The organism is Streptomyces uncialis, assembly GCF_036250755.1.
Lineage (GTDB): Bacteria > Actinomycetota > Actinomycetes > Streptomycetales > Streptomycetaceae > Streptomyces > Streptomyces uncialis.
Map to the genome: position 1 here is coordinate 3583172 of NZ_CP109583.1, position 16278 is coordinate 3599449.

A 16278-nucleotide genomic window follows, 5' to 3' on the forward strand; every position below is an offset into this window, starting at 1 on the left:
TTTAGCCGGAGTCGAGGGCGGCTGGACGCACGGCTGGAGCGGATTCGAGTTTCCGGGTGCGGGTGGTTCAGACGGGCTGTGCGGTGACGCCGGTGCGGGCGGTGCCGAACCAGCGGCCGAGCGCGTCGGACAGTCCGTTCCCGCCGCCGGTCGAGGTCCAGGCGACGTAGCCGTCGGGGCGGATCAGTACGGCGTCCGGCGGGGTGCCGCGGCCGGGTGCCCAGTCGCCGGTGACGACGTCGACCCGGTCGTTCCAGCCGTCCGCGATCCGCGCGGCGTCGGTGGCGGCGCCGGTCACGACGAGCACACCCCGTACGGCGCGCAGCAGTTCGACGACGCGTACGCGGGAGCCGTCGGGGCGGACGATCTCCTGGGCGGGCGGCATCCGCAGGCCGAGCAGCGGGTGGTCGCCCGGTCCCATGTCGTAGCGGATACCGAGCCCGCTGAGCATCCCGGCCAGATGACCGGCGGCGTCCTTGTGGCCCATCAGTTCGGTCAGCACCTCGCGGACCGGGTCCATCTCCTCGCCGGTGAGGCGCAGTTCGATCGCGGCGCGGGCGTTGCGGCCCAGCTGCCGTCCGACCGGGCGGCGTTCGGACTGGTAGGTGTCGAGCAGGGTGTCCGGGGCCCGGCCGCCGATCACCGCGGCCAGCTTCCAGCCGAGGTTCACCGCGTCCTGCACCCCCACGCTGAGGCCCTGCGCCATGGCCGGGGGCTGTACATGGGTGGCGTCCCCGGCCAGGAACACCCGGCCGCGCCGGTACTCGTCGGCCACCCGGGAGGCGTCGGTGAAGCAGCTGATCCAGCGGCAGTCACCGTGGTGGATGGACTCGCCGGTGAGCCGCTGCCAGGCGTCGGCCAGTTCCGCGTACGTCAGGGAGTCCCGGTCCCGTGGCCCCATGCCCCGCTCATGGACGACGACCCTGGTGACGCCGTTCTCCAGGTCCATCGCCATGACCATGCTGCCGCCCGGCAGGTCCTCGCCGATCCGGCGGCGGCGGGTCTCGATACCGGTGACGTCGGCGGTGTAGAAGCCGCGGGTGGGCTCCGGGCCGGGGAAGCCGATACCGGCGAGCCCGCGGACCGTGCTGCGGCCGCCGTCGCAGCCGACGAGATACGCGGCGCTCTCCTCGCCGGGGCCGTCCGGCCCGTCGAAGGCCACCACCACGCCGTCGGACGTCTCACGGAAACCGGTCACCTCGTACCCGCGCCGCACCGGCACACCCAGCTCGGTCACCCAGTCCTCCAGCATCCGCTCGGTGCGGTACTGGGGGATGCCCCGGGCGGCGAAGTGGTCCTCCTCGAACACGCCGAGGTCGATCGGGACCCCGCCGAAGTGGCTGTCGGCGCGTTCCGTGCCGCCCAGCCTGCCGAGCAGTCCGCGCTGGTCGAAGCACTCGGCGGTGCGCCGGGTGAAGCTGGCGCCGCGTGACTCCCGCGACGGGGCGGGCAGCCTTTCGAGGACGACGACGTCGAGGCCGCCGAGCCGGAGTTCGCCGGCCGCCATCAGCCCGACCGGGCCCCCGCCGACGACGATCACGTCCCTGGTCATTCCCACACTCCTCATCGGTCCGCTGCGGCCGGTCACCGGACGGCCGGGGTCGCGGTGGCATCGGTGCGGGCGGCGCCGAACCAGCGGCCGAGCGCGTCGGACAGCCCGCGCCCGCTGCCGGACGAGGTCCAGGCGACATAGCCGTCCGGGCGGATCAGCAGCGCGTCCGGCAACGGCTCCTGGCCGGGCGCCCAGTCGCCGGTCACGATGTCGATCCGGTCGGCCCAGCCGCCCGCGAGACGGCCCGCCTTCGCGGCGCCGCCGGTCACGACGAGCACCCCGCGCGCGGCGCGCAGCAGTTCCCCGGCCCGGACCCGGCTTCCGTCGGCGCGGATCACCTCGTGGCCGGGCGGCATCCGCAGGCCCAGCAGCGGGTGGTCGCCCGGACCCATGTCGTAGCGGATGCCGAGCCCGCTGACGATCCCGGACAGCTGACCGGCCGCGCCCTTGTGGCCCGCCAGCTCGCCCAGCACCCCGCGCAGCGGTTCCATGCTGTCGTCGCCGAGGTACACCATCGACGCGGCCCGGGTGTCGCGGACGAGCCGCCGGCCGACCGGGTGGCGTTCGGCGTGGTAGGTGTCGAGCAGGGTGTCCGGGGCCCGGCCGCCGGTCACCGCGGCGAGCTTCCAGCCGAGGTTCACCGCGTCCTGGAGTCCGGCGCTGAGCCCCCAGGCGGCCAGTGGCGGCAGATCGTGCGCGGCGTCCCCGGCCAGGAACACCCGCCCGCGCCGGTACGCGTCGGCCAGCGCGGTCCCGTTGCCACGGGCCCACACCCACTCCGCCCGCGCCCCGTGGACGGACTCGCCGGTGAGCCGCTGCCACGCGTCCGCGACGCGTGCGAACGTGAGCGTCCCGGGGTCGGGGTCCTTCGGCAGGCTCCGGTCGTGGATCACGATGCGCCAGCGTCCGCCGCCCAGCGGGGTGCTCACCACCATGTTCCCGCCGGGCAGGCGTTCGCCGATGGGCCGCGGGCGCAGCTCCGCCCCGGTGATCTCCGCCGTGTACATACCCCGGGTGGACGCCGGGCCGGGGGCCTTGATCCCGGCCAGCGCGCGGACGGTGCTGCGGGCCCCGTCGCAGCCGACGAGATACGCGCCGGTGTCCTCGCCGGGGCCGTCCGGCCCGTCGAGGGCCACCACCACGCCGTCGGACGTCTCACGGAAGCCGGTCACCTCGTACCCGCGCCGCACCGGCACACCCAGCTCGGCCAGCCAGCCGCCCAGTGCCTCCTCGGTCCTGGCCTGGGACAGACCCAGTACGCCGCTCTGGTCCTCGTCGAGCAGGCCCAGGTCGAAGCGGACGCCGCCGAAGTGGCCCATCGCGCCCCAGCGGAAGTCCCCCAGCCTCGCGAGCAGCCCGCGCTGCCCCAGGGATTCGGCGGCCCTCCGGTTGAAGCCGAGGGCACGGGATTCCCCGGCGGGGGCGGTCAGCCGGTCGTAGACGGTGACCTCCGCCCCGCCCATTCGGAGTTCACCGGCCAGCATCAATCCGACCGGACCGGCACCGACAACTATTACGCCAGACTTCATCTTCCGGTCCTCCGCGCTGTGGCTCTGGAATCGGCGCCGACAAACTACACCGGGCCGCGGTTCGACTGCGGATCGAGCACGGTTGAACGCTTCGCCGACCGCAACCACGGAGACACCCTTGTCCGTACGGCACTTCACGGTGAACGCGGAAATCTTGCGGCCACGGGGGACAGACGGTTCATTGGTGGGGCGGTATCGCAGTTCTCCGACCATGAAAGCCGACGAAAAGGGACTCCGACGTGACGGTGGAGAGGATCGCGCTTATCACCGGCGCCAACAAGGGCATGGGATTCGAGACGGCGCGGCAACTGGGCGAGCTCGGAGGTGTCGTCCTCGTCGGCGCCCGCGACGAGGGGCGCGGCAAGCGGGCCGCCGACGCGCTGGTGGACCGCGGCGTCACGGCGGTGCCGCTGCGCCTCGATGTGACGGACCCGGCCTCCGTGGCCGCCGCCGCGGCCGAGGTCGAACGGCGCTACGGGCGGCTGGACGTGCTGGTCAACAACGCGGGCGTGGCCGGTGGCTTCACCGGGGCGCCCAGCGCGGCGACCGCCGCCGACATGCGGGAGGTGTACGAGACCAATGTCTTCGGGGTGGTGACCGTGACCCACGCGATGCTGCCCCTGCTGCGCCGTTCGGCGGCCGGGCGCATCGTCAACATGTCCAGCCATCTGGGGTCGCTGACCCTGAATTCCGACCCGGGGACCCCGTTCGCGCGCATCAACATGATCGCGTACCAGTCCTCGAAAACCGCGCTGAACGCCGTCACGGTGGCATACGCGAAAGAACTGCGGGGGACGACGGTCAAAATAAACGCCGCCCATCCCGGAATCGTGGCCACCGACATCAACGGCCATCAGGGGAAGCGGACTGCGGCGGAAGGCGCCGTGATCGCGGTGCGACTCGCCACCCTCGACGACTCGGGACCCTCGGGAGCATGCCTCTCCGACGACGGAACCGTGCCCTGGTAACGGCACCCCCCGAAATTCCGTGACGCCGCCCGGACATTCCCGTTCCGCGCGGCTCCCGGAGGAACACCCTGCCGGATCGCACGGCATCACCCGCGAGAGCAGCCCGGCGGCGAAGAGAATTCCGGCCGGGAAAGCAGACATGGAGGAACACGGTGGCGGTAGACGGGACGATCCTGGTGCTGGGCGGGACCGGCCGGCAGGGCGGGGCGCTGGTGCGCGAACTGCTGCGCCGGGGAAGGCCGACGCATGCCCTGGTGCGTGATCCCGAGGCGCCCGGGGCGCGGGCGCTCGCGGACGCGGGCGCGGTGCTCGTCCACGGCGACATGGACGACGAGGCGTCGCTGCGGGCCGCCATGAAGGGCGTCCACGGAGTGTTCAGCGTCCAGCCCTTCCGGACCCCCGGCGGGGTGGCCGCCGAGGAGCGCCAGGGCCGGGCGGTGGGCGACATCGCGGCCGGGTCCGGGGTGGCACACCTCGTCTACAGCTCCGTCGGCGGCGCGGAACGCGCCAGCGGCATCCCGCACTTCGAGAGCAAGTGGAACGTCGAACGGCATCTGCGGACCCTGGACCTGGCGGTGACCGTCCTGCGGCCCACCATGTTCTACGACGTCTTCGAGGAGATCAGCCCCCGCCGCGTGGACGACGGACTCGTCCTCGGTATGTGGCTGCGCCCGGAGGTCCCGGTCCAGATCATCGCGACCGACGACATCGCCGCGTTCGCCGCGGACGCGTTCGACGACCCGGCCGCCTGGGCGGGCCGGCAGGTCGAGATCGCCGGGGACGAGCTGACCGGACCGCAGATGGCGGAGGCGTACGCGCGGGTGTCCGGCGTCCCCACCCGGTACGAGTACCTGCCGATCGAGAAGCTCCGCGCGGTCCGCGAGGACCTGGCCACCATGTTCGACTGGTTCGACCGCGAGGGCTACCGCGCCGACCTGCCGGAACTGCGCCGCCTCCGGCCGGACCTCATCACCCTGGAGACCTGGCTGCGCGCCAACTGGACCGCGCCGGTCCCCCGGCCCTGACACCCCGCCGTACCCGCCGGTGGCGGTGCTGGAGCCGGTGGAGCCGACCCGGCGGGTACGGCGGGCGGGCAGGTACAGCGGGCACGGGCTGGTCCTCCAGGAACGGCCGCGAAGCCGTCCGGGAGCCGGGTAACCGGTTCTCGGACGGCTTCGACGGTTTTCGTGGACCCGGCGGTTCTGGTGATCCCGGCGCTGCCGCCCGCCCCGGCGGCCTAGACGGCCTCGGTGGCCTCGGCCAGGTCGGCGTCGCGGTCGACGAGTGCCGTGTAGCGGCCGCCCTTGGCGAGCAGTTCGTCGTGGGTGCCGCGTTCGACGATCCGGCCGCCGTCCAGCACGATGATCTCGTCGGCGTCCCGGACCGTGGAGAGCCGGTGCGCGATGGTGATCGTGGTGCGGCCCGCGCTCGCCGCGTCGATGGCCTCCTGGACGGCCTGTTCGGTCCGGGTGTCGAGGGCGCTGGTGGCCTCGTCGAGCACGAGGACGGGCGGGTCCCGCAGTACCGCGCGGGCGATCGCCAGGCGCTGTTTCTCCCCGCCGGAGAACCGGTATCCGCGCTCGCCGACCACGGTGTCGTAGCCCCCGGGCAGGGACGCCACATGATCGTGGATATGGGCGATGCGCGCCGCGGCGACGAGTTCCTCGTCGGTCGCGTCCGGCTTGGCGAACCGCAGGTTCTCCGCGACGGTGGCGTGGAACAGATACGTCTCCTGGAAGACGATGCCGACCGCGGCGGCCAGTACGTCGAAGGACATGTCCCGTACGTCGACGCCGTCGATGGTGACACTCCCGGCGTCCACGTCGTACAGCCGCGGGATGAGATAGCTGAGGGTCGTCTTGCCGGAGCCGGTCTCGCCGACGATCGCGAGGCTGTTCCCGGCGGGGACGGTCAGATCGATGGCGTCCAGCGTGCGCTCCCCCGTACCGGGGTACGAGAAGCACGCGCCCCGCATCCGCACTTCACCGCGCAACTGCTCGGGGGCACGGGGGTTCCTGGGTTCGGGGACCTCGACGGGCAGGTCCAGGTACTCGAAGATCCGGGCGAACAGTTCGAGCGAGGTCTGGATCTCCACGCCCACCTCCAGCAGCGAGACGGCCGGGCGCAGCAGGTTCTGCTGCAATGTGGTGAAGGCGACCAGCGTCCCGATGGAGATGGCCATATGGTCGCCGCGGCCCGCCAGTCCGGCCACCCAGTAGATGACCGCGGGCATCGAGGCCAGCACGATCCATGTCGTGGACTGGGCCCAGCGGCCCGCCATCATGGAGCGCACCTCCAGATCGGAGAGCTTGGCGGACTCGTCGGTGAAGTGGCCGGTCAGCGAGCGTGAGCGGCCCATGGTGCGGCCGAGCAGGACACCGCTCACCGACAGGGACTCGTGCACGATCGAGGAGATCGCGGCGTGCTGGCGCTGCCGGTCGCGGGTGATGCGGCGGCGCTGGGTCCCGACGCGCCGGCTGACCCAGAGGAAGAACGGCACCATGACGAGCGACGCGAGTGTGAGCCGCCAGTCGAGGACGGCCATGGCGGTGACCGTGGCGGCCACGACGGTCACGTCGGACACCAGGGTCGTCGCGCTGGTGGTGACGGTGGCCTGCATGTCGCCGATGTCGTTGGCGATACGCGACTGCACCTCGCCGGTGCGGGTCCTGGTGTAGAAGTCCAGCGACATGCGCTGGAGGTGCCCGTACATGGCGCTGCGCAGATCGTGCATGACGCGCTGGCCGACCTTGGTGGAGACATAGGTCTGCCAGACGTTGAACGAGCTGTTCGCGACGGCCACGACGACCATGGCGAGCGCGAGCACGCTCAGCAGACCGGTGCGGCGGTCGGGCAGCGCCACGTCCATGATCTCGCGGATCAGGAACGGATTGACGAGCGAGACGAGCGACGAGGCGACCACGAGGGCGCCGACGAGCAGCAGACTGGGCCGGTAGGGGAGGAACAGCCGGACGATACGCCGCAACGGCACCCGGGGGTTGGCCTCCCCGGCTTCCCCGGGCTTCCCGGGCTTACCGGGCTTACCGGGTATCCCGGAAGTCCGGGCGTTCCCGGGTATCCCGGGCTGCCCGGTCGTCCCCGGCCCCCCGGACTTCGCGGACTCCGCGGACTCCGCGGCGGCGCCGGTCGTCCCGGTCCTCGATTCGGCGGTACTCAATAACGCCTCTCCCCCGCCGGTCGCCCGGTGCCCGTGCCGGCCGTGCGCCGACCGGTCACTCGGACTCCCAGCTGTAGAACCTCGTCGCCATGGCGTCCGCGGGCGTGCGCCAGGTCGCCGGGTCGTAGGCCTCGATGTGCGGCTTCAGGTCCTCGCTGATCCGGATGAAACGCGGATCGGCCTTCGCCTCCTCGATGAGCTCGCCGCCGTTCTCGGTGTCGAAGTCCTGGAGGTGGAAGTACAGGCCGCGGAACGCGAAGAGCTGACGCCGCCGCGTTCCCATCCGGTGCGGCATCCCGGTCGTGTCGAAAGCGCTGAAGAGCCGGGCCACGTCGGCGGTGGCCCCGGGGTCCATCCTGGCCACGATCAGATTGCTGTGCATGGTGGCGATGCCTCCGTCGTTGGTGTCCGTCGTCGGTGTCCGTCCGGTCGGGAGCCGCTAGCGGAGCCGTTCCTGGAGCGCTGCCCATTCGGCGCGCTCCGCACGCGACAGGGGTGTGCCGGAGAGCTGTTCCCGGTGTTCGCGCCCGTCGCCCGGTCCGGTCACCGGTCCGGGCGTCCCCCCGGTCGTACGTGCCGTCCGGGCGGTGACGCCCGGCGGGACCGGGGTCATGCCGTAGGGCGGGCCCATCCACATCAGCCCCATCCACATGAACCCCTCACCGAGGAGGTTCAGGACGGACAGCGCGGCGGACTCGAACCAGGTCGTCCTCACCGGGTGGCGGTGAAACCGGCCAGGACCCGGCCGAGGATGTCCGTCTGCACCCGGTGCCACGAGCCGGGCAGCTCCATGCCCCAGCCGTTGGGCAGCGCCTGCGCGGTCGCCCGTGCCGCCGCGCTCAGCCAGTCGCTGGTGCTGTCGCTGCTGACGACGAGCGACGGGACACGCATCGGGGCCAGCCGCTCGGCGGGGACCTTGAAGTCGCCGCAGATGGCCGCGTCGTACGGGAGGGTGTGCGCGTTCGCCTCGTTCATCGCCCACAGCGGGGTCTGCCGCCATTCCGCGATGGTGTCGGGGGTGAAGCCCACGAGTTCGGCGAGGAAGTACTCGACGGCCTCGCCGCGCTTGTCCCCGGCGAGCAGGGCCTTGAGGGCCGCCAGGAAGTCGGCCGGGGGCTGCGGGTAGCCGTCGATGCGGAAGTACGGCTCGTGCAGTGCCAGCTTGGTGATCGGGGCGCCGGCCATGGCCGCCTCCAGCGCGAGATTGGCGCCGGACGAACCGGCGAACACCACCGACTCGCCGCCGGCCGCCTCGATCACCGCCGTGAGGTCCTCGATCTCCCGTTCGACGGCGTACTCGGGGGAGTCCCCGCTCTCCCCGCGCCCCCGGCGGTCGTAGACATAGGTGGTGCAGTGCGCTGCCAGCTCCGGCACCAGCGGATCGAAGATCGTGTGATCGCGGAATCCGCCGTTCAGCAGCACGATCGGCGGTCCCTCACCCGTTTTCTCGTAGGCGATCGTCGTGCCGTCCCGCGAAACGACCTTGCGCATCACGCACTCCTCACCCCGGATGGACATGTGTTCGCGCCGCAAATTTCCGGTACCCCGGTTGACCGCCGGTCGAGCATCGGTCGGGGCCGGGCGGCAGCGGCGGGCGGCGGGCGCCGAATCCTGTGGGATGGTGGTGGTGTGATACTGGAAGATCTCGTCCGGCTGCGCAGGGCACGGGACCTGATGGACCGTGAGTACGCGAAACCCCTCGATGTGACCGCGCTGGCGCGTACGGCGCTGATGTCCCCGGGCCACTTCTCCCGCAGTTTCCGCGCCGCCTACGGGGAGACCCCGTACAGCTATCTGATGACCCGGCGGATCGAGCGGGCCAAGGCGCTGCTGCGGCGGGGCGATCTGACGGTGACCGAGGTGTGCTTCGCGGTCGGCTGTACGTCGCTGGGATCGTTCAGTTCACGTTTCACCGAGCTGGTCGGTGAGAGCCCGAGCGCCTACCGCGCCCGCGGCCACGACGACGGAGCCGCCATCCCGGCCTGCGTCGCCAAGATCCACACCCGCCCGGTCCGGGGCGGCACTTCCAAGGCGGCGCCCGAAGGCTGAGGGCTGCCCCCGGCGTGGGTAGCATCACCTGGACAGCGCGGAACGTCCGCGACCGCGCCAGGCGGCCCGGCCCGGCAAGGAGGCCATATGAGCGAGGCGTACTCGCCGATCCCGGAGTTGAACCTGCTCAAGGATTTCGAGGGCCGGATCGGCCGGGTCTACTACTCGGACGGTTTCGAGCTGCGCGAGTACGGCGCGGATTCCGGCCTCGACACCTGGTCGGAGCATCCGGATTTCCTGAGCCGGTTCATCCCCTTCGCGCGGGCCAACGGCTCCGGCTCCGACTACGCGCTGTGGCGGTGCGACGACCGGACCGACCTCGCCACGCTGCCCGTCGTCCTGGTCGGCGACGAAGGCCATCTCTATGTGATCGCGCGAGACCTGATGGAGCTGTTCCAGCTTCTGCTCATCGACAGCGAGCCAATGTACGACTTCGGGTTTCTCGACGCTGAAGACGTCGAGGAACACAGCGAGGGGCACCATGAGTTCCGCGTCTGGTTGAAGCAGACCTTCGGTCTTGAACCGCCGGAGGACCCGCACGCGCTCTGGACCGGGCGCGAGGAGTCCGACGACCGGTTCAGGGCATGGGCGAGCCGGTTCATCGAGTTGGACGATCGCTGACGGTCCATCGCGGTTCGTGATCTCCGTGGCTGTGCGGTTGGTCGTCGGCAGTGCGTCAGTGGACGGGGTGCCAGTGCGGCAGCGCGTCGTCCAGCAGCGGCGCCTCGGGCCAGTCCCAGATCAGGCACCCCCACACCAGGCCGGGCACATCGGGGCCCATGGCGTCCGCCGGCCCTTCGGTGAGCGTGCGGTGCACGGCTTCGAGATACGCGGCGATCGACGCGTAGCGGGGCTGGTCGCAGGCCAGGTTGTCCGGGTGCGACCAGGTGCCGACGCCGTCCGCGCCCACGTAGTCCCCGGACTCGGGGCCCGCCTCGTCGCCGGTCAGCCACGGCACCACCGGGGCGCCGCCCCACACATCGACACCGTCGATCCCGGGCAGCCGCGGCCAGAGCGCGTCCGCCGGGCCGAGCAGGATCCCGCCGGGCAGGAACTCCCCCGAACGGACCTCACCCGCCACCTCGTTGGCCTCGATGTACTGGTGTTCCACACCGCCGCACAGCCGCCAGAGCGCGCCCAGTTCAGCGGGCAGACCGAAGCCGAGGTACCGCCTCAGCTCGGCGTCGGCAATCTCGATGGCCTGCTCCGGGGCGGGCGGCAGCAGGGACGCGTGGGAGACCGGGGCATGCGCCTCCAGCCAGTCCATGAGGCGGTGCCAGGCCGTCTCCACATTGAGTTGATCGCTCATCCCGCCAACCTACCGAGCCCTCCGGCGGGTTGCGGTCCGCTGTCGCGTCGCGGTCCCGCCGGGGACCACGGGACAGCCCTTAGCATGCAACTCATGAGTATCAACCTTTCGCAGTGCTTCATCGCCGTCGACGACCACGACAAGGCACTCGCCTTCTACCGCGATGTCCTGGGGCTCGAAGTCCGCAACGACGTGGGCTTCGAGGGCATGCGCTGGGTGACCGTCGGCTCCCGGGACCAGCCCGACGTGGACATCGTCCTGGAGCCGCCCGTCGCGGACCCCAACGCCTCGCCCGCCGACAAGCAGGCCATGGCCCAGCTCCTCGCCAAGGGCCAGCTGCGCGGGGTCATCTTCGACACCGACGACTGCGACGCCACCTACGAGCGCATCCGCGCGGCCGGTGGCGAGGTCGTCCAGGAGCCCGTGGACCAGCCCTACGGCGTCCGCGACTGCGCCTTCCGCGACCCCGCCGGGAACATGCTGCGCTTCACCCAGCCCCGCCGCGCCTGACCCGCGGGGCCGAGAGGGACCGGTCCGGCCGGCCGGACCGGTCAGGATCGGAGAAGCGCGGGAGCCCGGTCCCCGTCTAGCGTGATCACATGGACATCGCCATTCACGCGAGCTTCCTTCCCCACACCGATCCGGACGCCTCGCTCGCCTTCTACCGCGACATGCTGGGCTTCGAGGTCCGGGACGACGTGGGCTACGACGGGATGCGCTGGATCACGGTCGGGCCCGCCGGCCAGCCCAGTACGTCCCTCGTGCTGCAACCGCCGGCCGCCGACCCGGGCGTCACCCCCGACGAGCGCCGGACGATCACCGAGATGATCGTCAAGGGGACGTACGCGGGCGTGGTGCTGTCCACGGCCGATGTCGACGCGCTCTTCGGGCGGCTGAAGGCGGGCGGGGCGGAGATCGTCCAGGAGCCGACGGACCAGCCGTACGGCGTGCGTGACTGCGCCGTGCGCGACCCCGCGGGCAACCACATCCGTATCAGCGAGATCCGCTGACCCCACCGACCGGCGGCCGAGGCGGCACCAGCCCCAGGCGTACGCTCACCCACTCCCCTCACCCACGCCCCTGGAGGCAAGGATGACGCTCTCGCTCGACGCGATGGGCCTCGGTGTTCCCGAGGTCGAGGACGCGCGGACCTTCTACACCACGACCTTCGCACCGACCGCCGACGACCGCGGCCGGCATGTGAACCTCGACATGCACGGGACCGGACAGGTCGCCCTGTACGGGACCGAGGCGCTCGCCGCGGACGCGGGGAAGGACGCGGAGCCCGCGTCCGGCTTCCGCGGCTACATGATGACCTTCATCGTCAAGCAGCCCACCGAGGTCAAGAACGTGGTGGACGCCGCGGTCCAGGGCGGCGCGAAGGTCCTGAAGCCCGCGAAGAAGTCGCTGTTCGGCGCGTTCTCCGCGGTGTACCAGGCCCCGGACGGCTCCATCTGGAAGGTCGCGGCCCCCACCAAGAAGGACAAGGGCCCCGCCGCGAGCCCCGCGGTGCCGACCGAGACCGCGGCACTGCTCGGCGTCGCCGACATGAAGGCCGCCAAGGCGTTCTACGAGGCGCTGGGCATGAAGGTCGACAAGGACTACAAGCACTACGCCGACTTCCACCCGGACGCGGGCAGCTGCCGGCTCGGCCTGATGCCGCGCGGAACCCTCGCCAAGGACGCGGGCGTCGAGGACGGCGGCAGCGGCTTCCGCGCGGCGGTGCTGCACCGCAGGGCCGGCTCCCGCGCCGAGGTCGACACGACCCTGGCGGCGGCCGCCGCCTCCGGCGGACTGATCGCCGTCGAGGCGGGCGAGACCGGGGACGGGTACTCCGGGCACTTCAGCGACCCCGACGGCTTCCTGTGGAAGGTGACCGCCGCGTAGGGTCCGAGCCTGCGCACCGCACCCGCCCGGCCCGCGAGGGGCCGGGCGCCGCCGCGGCGGGTGAACGTGAGGGCGGCCCCGCCCGACGACAGGGAGAACGATGACGAAGACCCCGAGGACGGACCCGCCCTCGCCCGCGCCGCACACCGCCGACAGCCACGACATGATCCGGGTGCGGGGCGCGCGCGAGAACAATCTCCAGGACATCAGCATCGAGCTCCCCAAGCGCCGCTTGACGGTGTTCACCGGGGTGTCCGGCTCGGGCAAGAGCTCGCTGGTGTTCGCGACGATCGCCGCGGAGTCCCAGCGGATGATCAACGAGACGTACAGCGCCTTCGTGCAGGGCTTCATGCCCACGATGGCCCGCCCGGACGTCGATGTCCTCGACGGGCTGACCAGCGCGATCATCGTGGACCAGGAGCGCCTGGGCGCCAACCCCCGCTCCACCGTCGGCACCGTCACCGACGCCAACGCGCTGCTGCGCATCCTCTTCAGCCGTCTCGGGCAACCGCACCTCGGCTCACCGCAGTCGTTCTCCTTCAACGTCCCCTCGGTCCGCGCGGCCGGCGCGGTCACCGTCGAGCGCGGCGACAAGAAGACCGTGAAGGCGACCTACACCCTCACCGGCGGGATGTGCCCGGGCTGCGAGGGCCGGGGCACCGTCTCCGACATCGACCTCACCCAGTTGTACGACGCGTCCAGGTCACTGGTCGACGGCGCGATCACCGTGCCCGGCTTCAAGGCCGACGGCTGGTCGGTGCGCTTCTACTCCGAGTCGGGCTTCCTCGTCCCCGACAAGCCGATCCGCGACTACACCGAGCGGGAGCTGCACGACTTCCTGTACCGGGAGCCCGCCAAGGTGAAGATCGCGGGCACCAACATGACCTACGAGGGGCTGGTGCTCCAGGTCAAGCGGTCGTTCCTGGCGAAGGACCGGGAGGCGATGCAGCCTCACATCCGGGCGTTCGTCGACCGGGCCGTCACCTTCACCGCCTGCCCGGAGTGCGGCGGCACCCGGCTGAGCGCCCCGGCCCGCTCGTCGAAGATCAAGGGGGTCAGCATCGCGGACCTGTGCGCGATGCAGATCAGCGATCTCGCCGTATGGGTACGCGAACTGGACGAGCCGTCGATGGGGCCGCTGCTGACCACCCTGCGGCACACCCTCGACAAGTTCGTGGAGATCGGGCTGGGCTATCTGTCGCTGGACCGGTCCTCGGGCACCCTGTCGGGCGGTGAGGCGCAGCGCGTCAAGATGATCCGCCACTTCGGGTCCTCGCTCACCGACATCACCTATGTCTTCGACGAGCCGACGATCGGGCTGCACCCGCACGACATCCGGCGGATGAACGATCTGCTGCTCCAGCTGCGGGACAAGGGCAACACGGTGCTCGTGGTGGAGCACAAGCCGGAGGCGATCGCGATCGCCGACCATGTGGTCGACCTCGGTCCCGGCGCCGGTTCGGGCGGCGGCACCGTCTGTTTCGAGGGCACCGTCGAGGGGCTGCGGGCCAGCGGCACCCTCACCGGCCGTCATCTGGACGACAGGTCCACGCTCAAGGACAAGGTGCGGACCCCGACCGGCGCCCTGGAGATCCGGGGCGCGGACACCCACAACCTCAAGGGCGTCGACGTCGACATCCCGCTCGGGGTGCTCACGGTCGTCACCGGGGTCGCCGGTTCCGGCAAGAGCTCGCTCGTGCACGGCTCGATCCCGCCCGGCGAGGGTGTGGTGTCGGTCGACCAGACACCGATCCGCGGTTCGCGCCGGAGCAACCCGGCCACGTACACCGGGCTGCTGGAGCCGGTCCGCAAGGCGTTCGCCAAGGCCAACGGCGTCAAGCCCGCGCTGTTCAGCTCCAATTCCGAGGGCGCCTGCCCGAACTGCAACGGCGCGGGCGTCGTCTACACCGACCTCGGGATGATGGACGGTGTCTCGACCGTCTGCGAGGAGTGCGGCGGCAGGCGGTTCCAGGCGTCGGTGCTGGAGTACCGGCTCGGGGGCCGGGACATCAGCGAGGTGCTGGCGATGCCGGTCAGCGAGGCGGCGGAGTTCTTCGGCTCCGGCGAGGCCCGTGTCCCGGCCGCGCACGCGGTCCTCGGACGGCTGGTGGACGTCGGCCTCGGCTATCTCGGCCTCGGCCAGCCGCTCACCACGCTGTCCGGCGGTGAGCGCCAGCGGCTCAAGCTCGCGACGCACATGGGCGACAAGGGCGGTGTCTACGTCCTGGACGAGCCGACCACCGGTCTGCATCTCGCCGATGTCGAGCAGCTGCTCGGGCTGCTCGACCGGCTGGTCGACGCGGGCAAGTCGGTCATCGTGATCGCGCACCACCAGGCGGTCATGGCGCACGCCGACTGGATCATCGACCTCGGTCCCGGCGGTGGCCACGACGGCGGCCGGATCGTCTTCGAGGGCACCCCCGCCGAGCTGGTCGCCGCCCGTTCCACCGTCACCGGCGAGCATCTGGCGGCATACGTCGGCGCCTGACCCCGCTCCCAAGGCCCCGTCGGCCCCGTTCGACTGTTCCCCCCCGGTCAGTTGAACGGGGCCGACGGCTGTCCCGGCCGCGTCCGGGGCGGGACCACCCGGCGGCGCCCGGCGAGGATTGCGAACAAAAGGACGGCCACGGGACGATGACCGCGCCTGTCGACATCGGTCCGCCGTCTCACGGGAAGCAGATGAATCCCCATGAAGTTTCTTTTCACCGCCGGTGGGAGCCACTCGACCGTCTTCTCCATGGCCCCGCTCGCGACGGCCGCGCGGAACGCGGGACATGAGATCCTGCTGACCGTCGACGAACCGACGCTGGCAACCGCGGAGGCCATCGGCATACCCGCGGCCCCGACCCCCCACCCCGGACAGGCCGCCGCCCGGCTGGACGCGCTGCTGGAGCTGGCGCGCGACTGGACGCCCGATGTGGTCGTGGGCGGTCTGTCGTACGTCCCCGGGCTGCTCGCCGCCCATCTCGACGTGCCGTACGTGCGCCACTACTGGGACATCGTGCCGCTGCGGGACGAGCCCGCGCTGCCGCCGCTGCTGGAGCGCATGGGCCTGACCGGGCCGCCGGAGCACGCCCTGTTCATCGATGTCTGTCCGCCGTGCCTGCGTCCTTCGCCGACCCCGGGCGCGCGGCCGATGCGCTGGGTGCCGCGCAACCGGCAGCTGCGGCTCGAACCCTGGATGTACACCCGTCCCAAGGGGCGCCCCCGGGTGCTGATCACCGCGGGGACCCGGGCCTTCAGGCTGCGCAACACCGGCGCCTCCATGCGGCGGCTGGTGGACGAACTGACGCTGACGGGGGCCGAGGTGCTGGTCGCGGCGCCGCCCGGTGCGGCCGAGGAGTTCGGCACGGAACTGGGCGATGTCCGGGTCGGCTGGCTGCCGCTGGACGTGGTGGCCCCCACCTGCGATCTGATGGTCCATCACGGCGGGGCGTCCACCGCGATGACGGGCGCGAGCGCCGGGGTGCCGCAACTGATCACCCCCGAGAACGACTACGCCAAGGCGATCGCGCGGGCCTTCACCGGCTTCGGCGGCGCCCTCACGGTGGTGCCGCAGGAACGCCCCGACGAGGACCCGGGCGAGGTCATCGCGGCGAGCTGCCGGGAGATCCTCGGCGATCCCCGCTACGCCGAGCGGGCCCGCGCGCTCACCAAGGAGATCGCCGCGCTGCCGACACCGTACGACGTGGTCGAGCAGCTGGAGACGATGGCCGGCGGCTGACCCGCGGCGGCCACCACGGACAACGGCCCGCCGGCCCGGTGGCATCCGGGCCGGCGGGCCGTTCCCGCTGTGCTCTGCGCGC

16 protein-coding genes are annotated in these 16278 nt (G+C 71.6%); 9 read left to right on the forward strand and 7 right to left on the reverse strand.

Translation table 11 applies throughout. The features are described 5' to 3' along the window. Positions 1-67: 67 nt before the first annotated feature. Both OG711_RS14580 and OG711_RS14585 read right to left on the reverse strand, forming a co-directional pair. On the reverse strand, positions 68-1552 hold the full coding sequence (locus tag OG711_RS14580) for an FAD-dependent monooxygenase (protein ID WP_329559438.1): 1485 nt from the start codon (positions 1550-1552) through the stop codon (positions 68-70). Positions 1553-1584: 32 nt separating this feature from the next. After that, positions 1585-3081 carry an FAD-dependent monooxygenase gene (locus tag OG711_RS14585; protein WP_329559439.1) on the reverse strand — a complete coding sequence of 499 codons (1497 nt, stop codon included), beginning with the start codon at positions 3079-3081 and terminating at the stop codon, positions 1585-1587. 239 nt (positions 3082-3320) lie between these two features. Here OG711_RS14585 and OG711_RS14590 point away from each other — a divergent pair, with 239 nt between their 5' ends. Together OG711_RS14590 and OG711_RS14595 are read left to right on the forward strand one after the other, a co-directional pair. Next, entirely contained in the window at positions 3321-4049 is a 729-nt protein-coding gene (locus tag OG711_RS14590) for an SDR family oxidoreductase (protein ID WP_329559440.1), read from the forward strand. 152 nt (positions 4050-4201) lie between these two features. Then, positions 4202-5074 carry an NmrA/HSCARG family protein gene (locus OG711_RS14595; RefSeq protein WP_329559441.1) on the forward strand — a complete coding sequence of 291 codons (873 nt, stop codon included), beginning with the start codon at positions 4202-4204 and terminating at the stop codon, positions 5072-5074. Positions 5075-5286: 212 nt separating this feature from the next. Here OG711_RS14595 and OG711_RS14600 read toward each other — a convergent pair whose 3' ends face one another. The 4 genes from OG711_RS14600 to OG711_RS14615 all read right to left on the reverse strand — a co-directional run bounded on the left by OG711_RS14600 (position 5287) and on the right by OG711_RS14615 (position 8718). Further along, positions 5287-7101, reverse strand: a complete 1815-nt coding sequence (locus OG711_RS14600; RefSeq protein ID WP_405674869.1) for an ABC transporter ATP-binding protein — start codon at positions 7099-7101, stop codon at positions 5287-5289. Between the two features lie 181 nt (positions 7102-7282). Further along, positions 7283-7609, reverse strand: coding sequence for a TcmI family type II polyketide cyclase (locus tag OG711_RS14605; protein ID WP_073784327.1), 327 nt, complete (start codon positions 7607-7609; stop codon positions 7283-7285). Positions 7610-7666: 57 nt separating this feature from the next. Next, positions 7667-7942 (reverse strand): hypothetical protein, encoded by a 276-nt coding sequence (locus OG711_RS14610; RefSeq protein WP_329559442.1) that lies wholly within the window; start codon positions 7940-7942, stop codon positions 7667-7669. After that, positions 7939-8718 (reverse strand): alpha/beta fold hydrolase, encoded by a 780-nt coding sequence (locus tag OG711_RS14615; protein WP_329559443.1) that lies wholly within the window; start codon positions 8716-8718, stop codon positions 7939-7941. The genes OG711_RS14610 and OG711_RS14615 overlap by 4 nt, the downstream gene beginning before the upstream one ends. A gap of 138 nt (positions 8719-8856) precedes the next feature. Between OG711_RS14615 and OG711_RS14620 the strand changes: the two genes are divergently transcribed. Both OG711_RS14620 and OG711_RS14625 read left to right on the forward strand, forming a co-directional pair. Then, on the forward strand, positions 8857-9276 hold the full coding sequence (locus OG711_RS14620; protein WP_073784321.1) for a helix-turn-helix transcriptional regulator: 420 nt from the start codon (positions 8857-8859) through the stop codon (positions 9274-9276). An 87-nt stretch (positions 9277-9363) separates the two neighbouring features. Beyond that, entirely contained in the window at positions 9364-9897 is a 534-nt protein-coding gene (locus tag OG711_RS14625; RefSeq protein ID WP_329559444.1) for a hypothetical protein, read from the forward strand. Positions 9898-9952: 55 nt separating this feature from the next. On the opposite strand, the gene OG711_RS14630 is transcribed toward OG711_RS14625, so the two are convergent. Next, the gene (locus tag OG711_RS14630) at positions 9953-10585 is read right to left on the reverse strand and encodes an SMI1/KNR4 family protein (protein WP_329559445.1); all 633 of its coding nucleotides are present in this window, start codon (positions 10583-10585) and stop codon (positions 9953-9955) included. A gap of 93 nt (positions 10586-10678) precedes the next feature. On the opposite strand from OG711_RS14630, the gene OG711_RS14635 reads away from it, so the two are divergent. The 5 genes from OG711_RS14635 to OG711_RS14655 all read left to right on the forward strand — a co-directional run bounded on the left by OG711_RS14635 (position 10679) and on the right by OG711_RS14655 (position 16196). Continuing rightward, positions 10679-11095 carry a VOC family protein gene (locus OG711_RS14635; RefSeq protein WP_073785511.1) on the forward strand — a complete coding sequence of 139 codons (417 nt, stop codon included), beginning with the start codon at positions 10679-10681 and terminating at the stop codon, positions 11093-11095. 89 nt (positions 11096-11184) lie between these two features. Further along, positions 11185-11595, forward strand: coding sequence for a VOC family protein (locus OG711_RS14640; protein ID WP_073784315.1), 411 nt, complete (start codon positions 11185-11187; stop codon positions 11593-11595). Positions 11596-11677: 82 nt separating this feature from the next. Further along, positions 11678-12472, forward strand: coding sequence for a VOC family protein (locus OG711_RS14645; RefSeq protein ID WP_073784313.1), 795 nt, complete (start codon positions 11678-11680; stop codon positions 12470-12472). A 100-nt stretch (positions 12473-12572) separates the two neighbouring features. After that, positions 12573-14960, forward strand: a complete 2388-nt coding sequence (locus OG711_RS14650) for an excinuclease ABC subunit UvrA (RefSeq protein ID WP_266508477.1) — start codon at positions 12573-12575, stop codon at positions 14958-14960. A 201-nt stretch (positions 14961-15161) separates the two neighbouring features. After that, complete coding sequence (locus tag OG711_RS14655) at positions 15162-16196, forward strand: glycosyltransferase (protein ID WP_329559446.1); 1035 nt, start codon at positions 15162-15164, stop codon at positions 16194-16196. Positions 16197-16278: the final 82 nt, after the last annotated feature.

Excerpts from the sequence above, each read along its gene's own strand:
- OG711_RS14580 (WP_329559438.1), bottom strand. The coding sequence starts at position 1,552 with ATGACCAGGGACGTGATCGTCGTCGGCGGGGGCCCGGTCGGGCTGATG.
- OG711_RS14585 (WP_329559439.1), bottom strand. The coding sequence starts at position 3,081 with ATGAAGTCTGGCGTAATAGTTGTCGGTGCCGGTCCGGTCGGATTGATG.
- OG711_RS14605 (WP_073784327.1), bottom strand. The coding sequence starts at position 7,609 with ATGCACAGCAATCTGATCGTGGCCAGGATGGACCCCGGGGCCACCGCC.
- OG711_RS14615 (WP_329559443.1), bottom strand. The coding sequence starts at position 8,718 with ATGCGCAAGGTCGTTTCGCGGGACGGCACGACGATCGCCTACGAGAAA.
- OG711_RS14625 (WP_329559444.1), top strand. The coding sequence starts at position 9,364 with ATGAGCGAGGCGTACTCGCCGATCCCGGAGTTGAACCTGCTCAAGGAT.
- OG711_RS14630 (WP_329559445.1), bottom strand. The coding sequence starts at position 10,585 with ATGAGCGATCAACTCAATGTGGAGACGGCCTGGCACCGCCTCATGGAC.
- OG711_RS14635 (WP_073785511.1), top strand. The coding sequence starts at position 10,679 with ATGAGTATCAACCTTTCGCAGTGCTTCATCGCCGTCGACGACCACGAC.
- OG711_RS14640 (WP_073784315.1), top strand. The coding sequence starts at position 11,185 with ATGGACATCGCCATTCACGCGAGCTTCCTTCCCCACACCGATCCGGAC.
- OG711_RS14645 (WP_073784313.1), top strand. The coding sequence starts at position 11,678 with ATGACGCTCTCGCTCGACGCGATGGGCCTCGGTGTTCCCGAGGTCGAG.
- OG711_RS14650 (WP_266508477.1), top strand. The coding sequence starts at position 12,573 with ATGACGAAGACCCCGAGGACGGACCCGCCCTCGCCCGCGCCGCACACC.
- OG711_RS14655 (WP_329559446.1), top strand. The coding sequence starts at position 15,162 with ATGAAGTTTCTTTTCACCGCCGGTGGGAGCCACTCGACCGTCTTCTCC.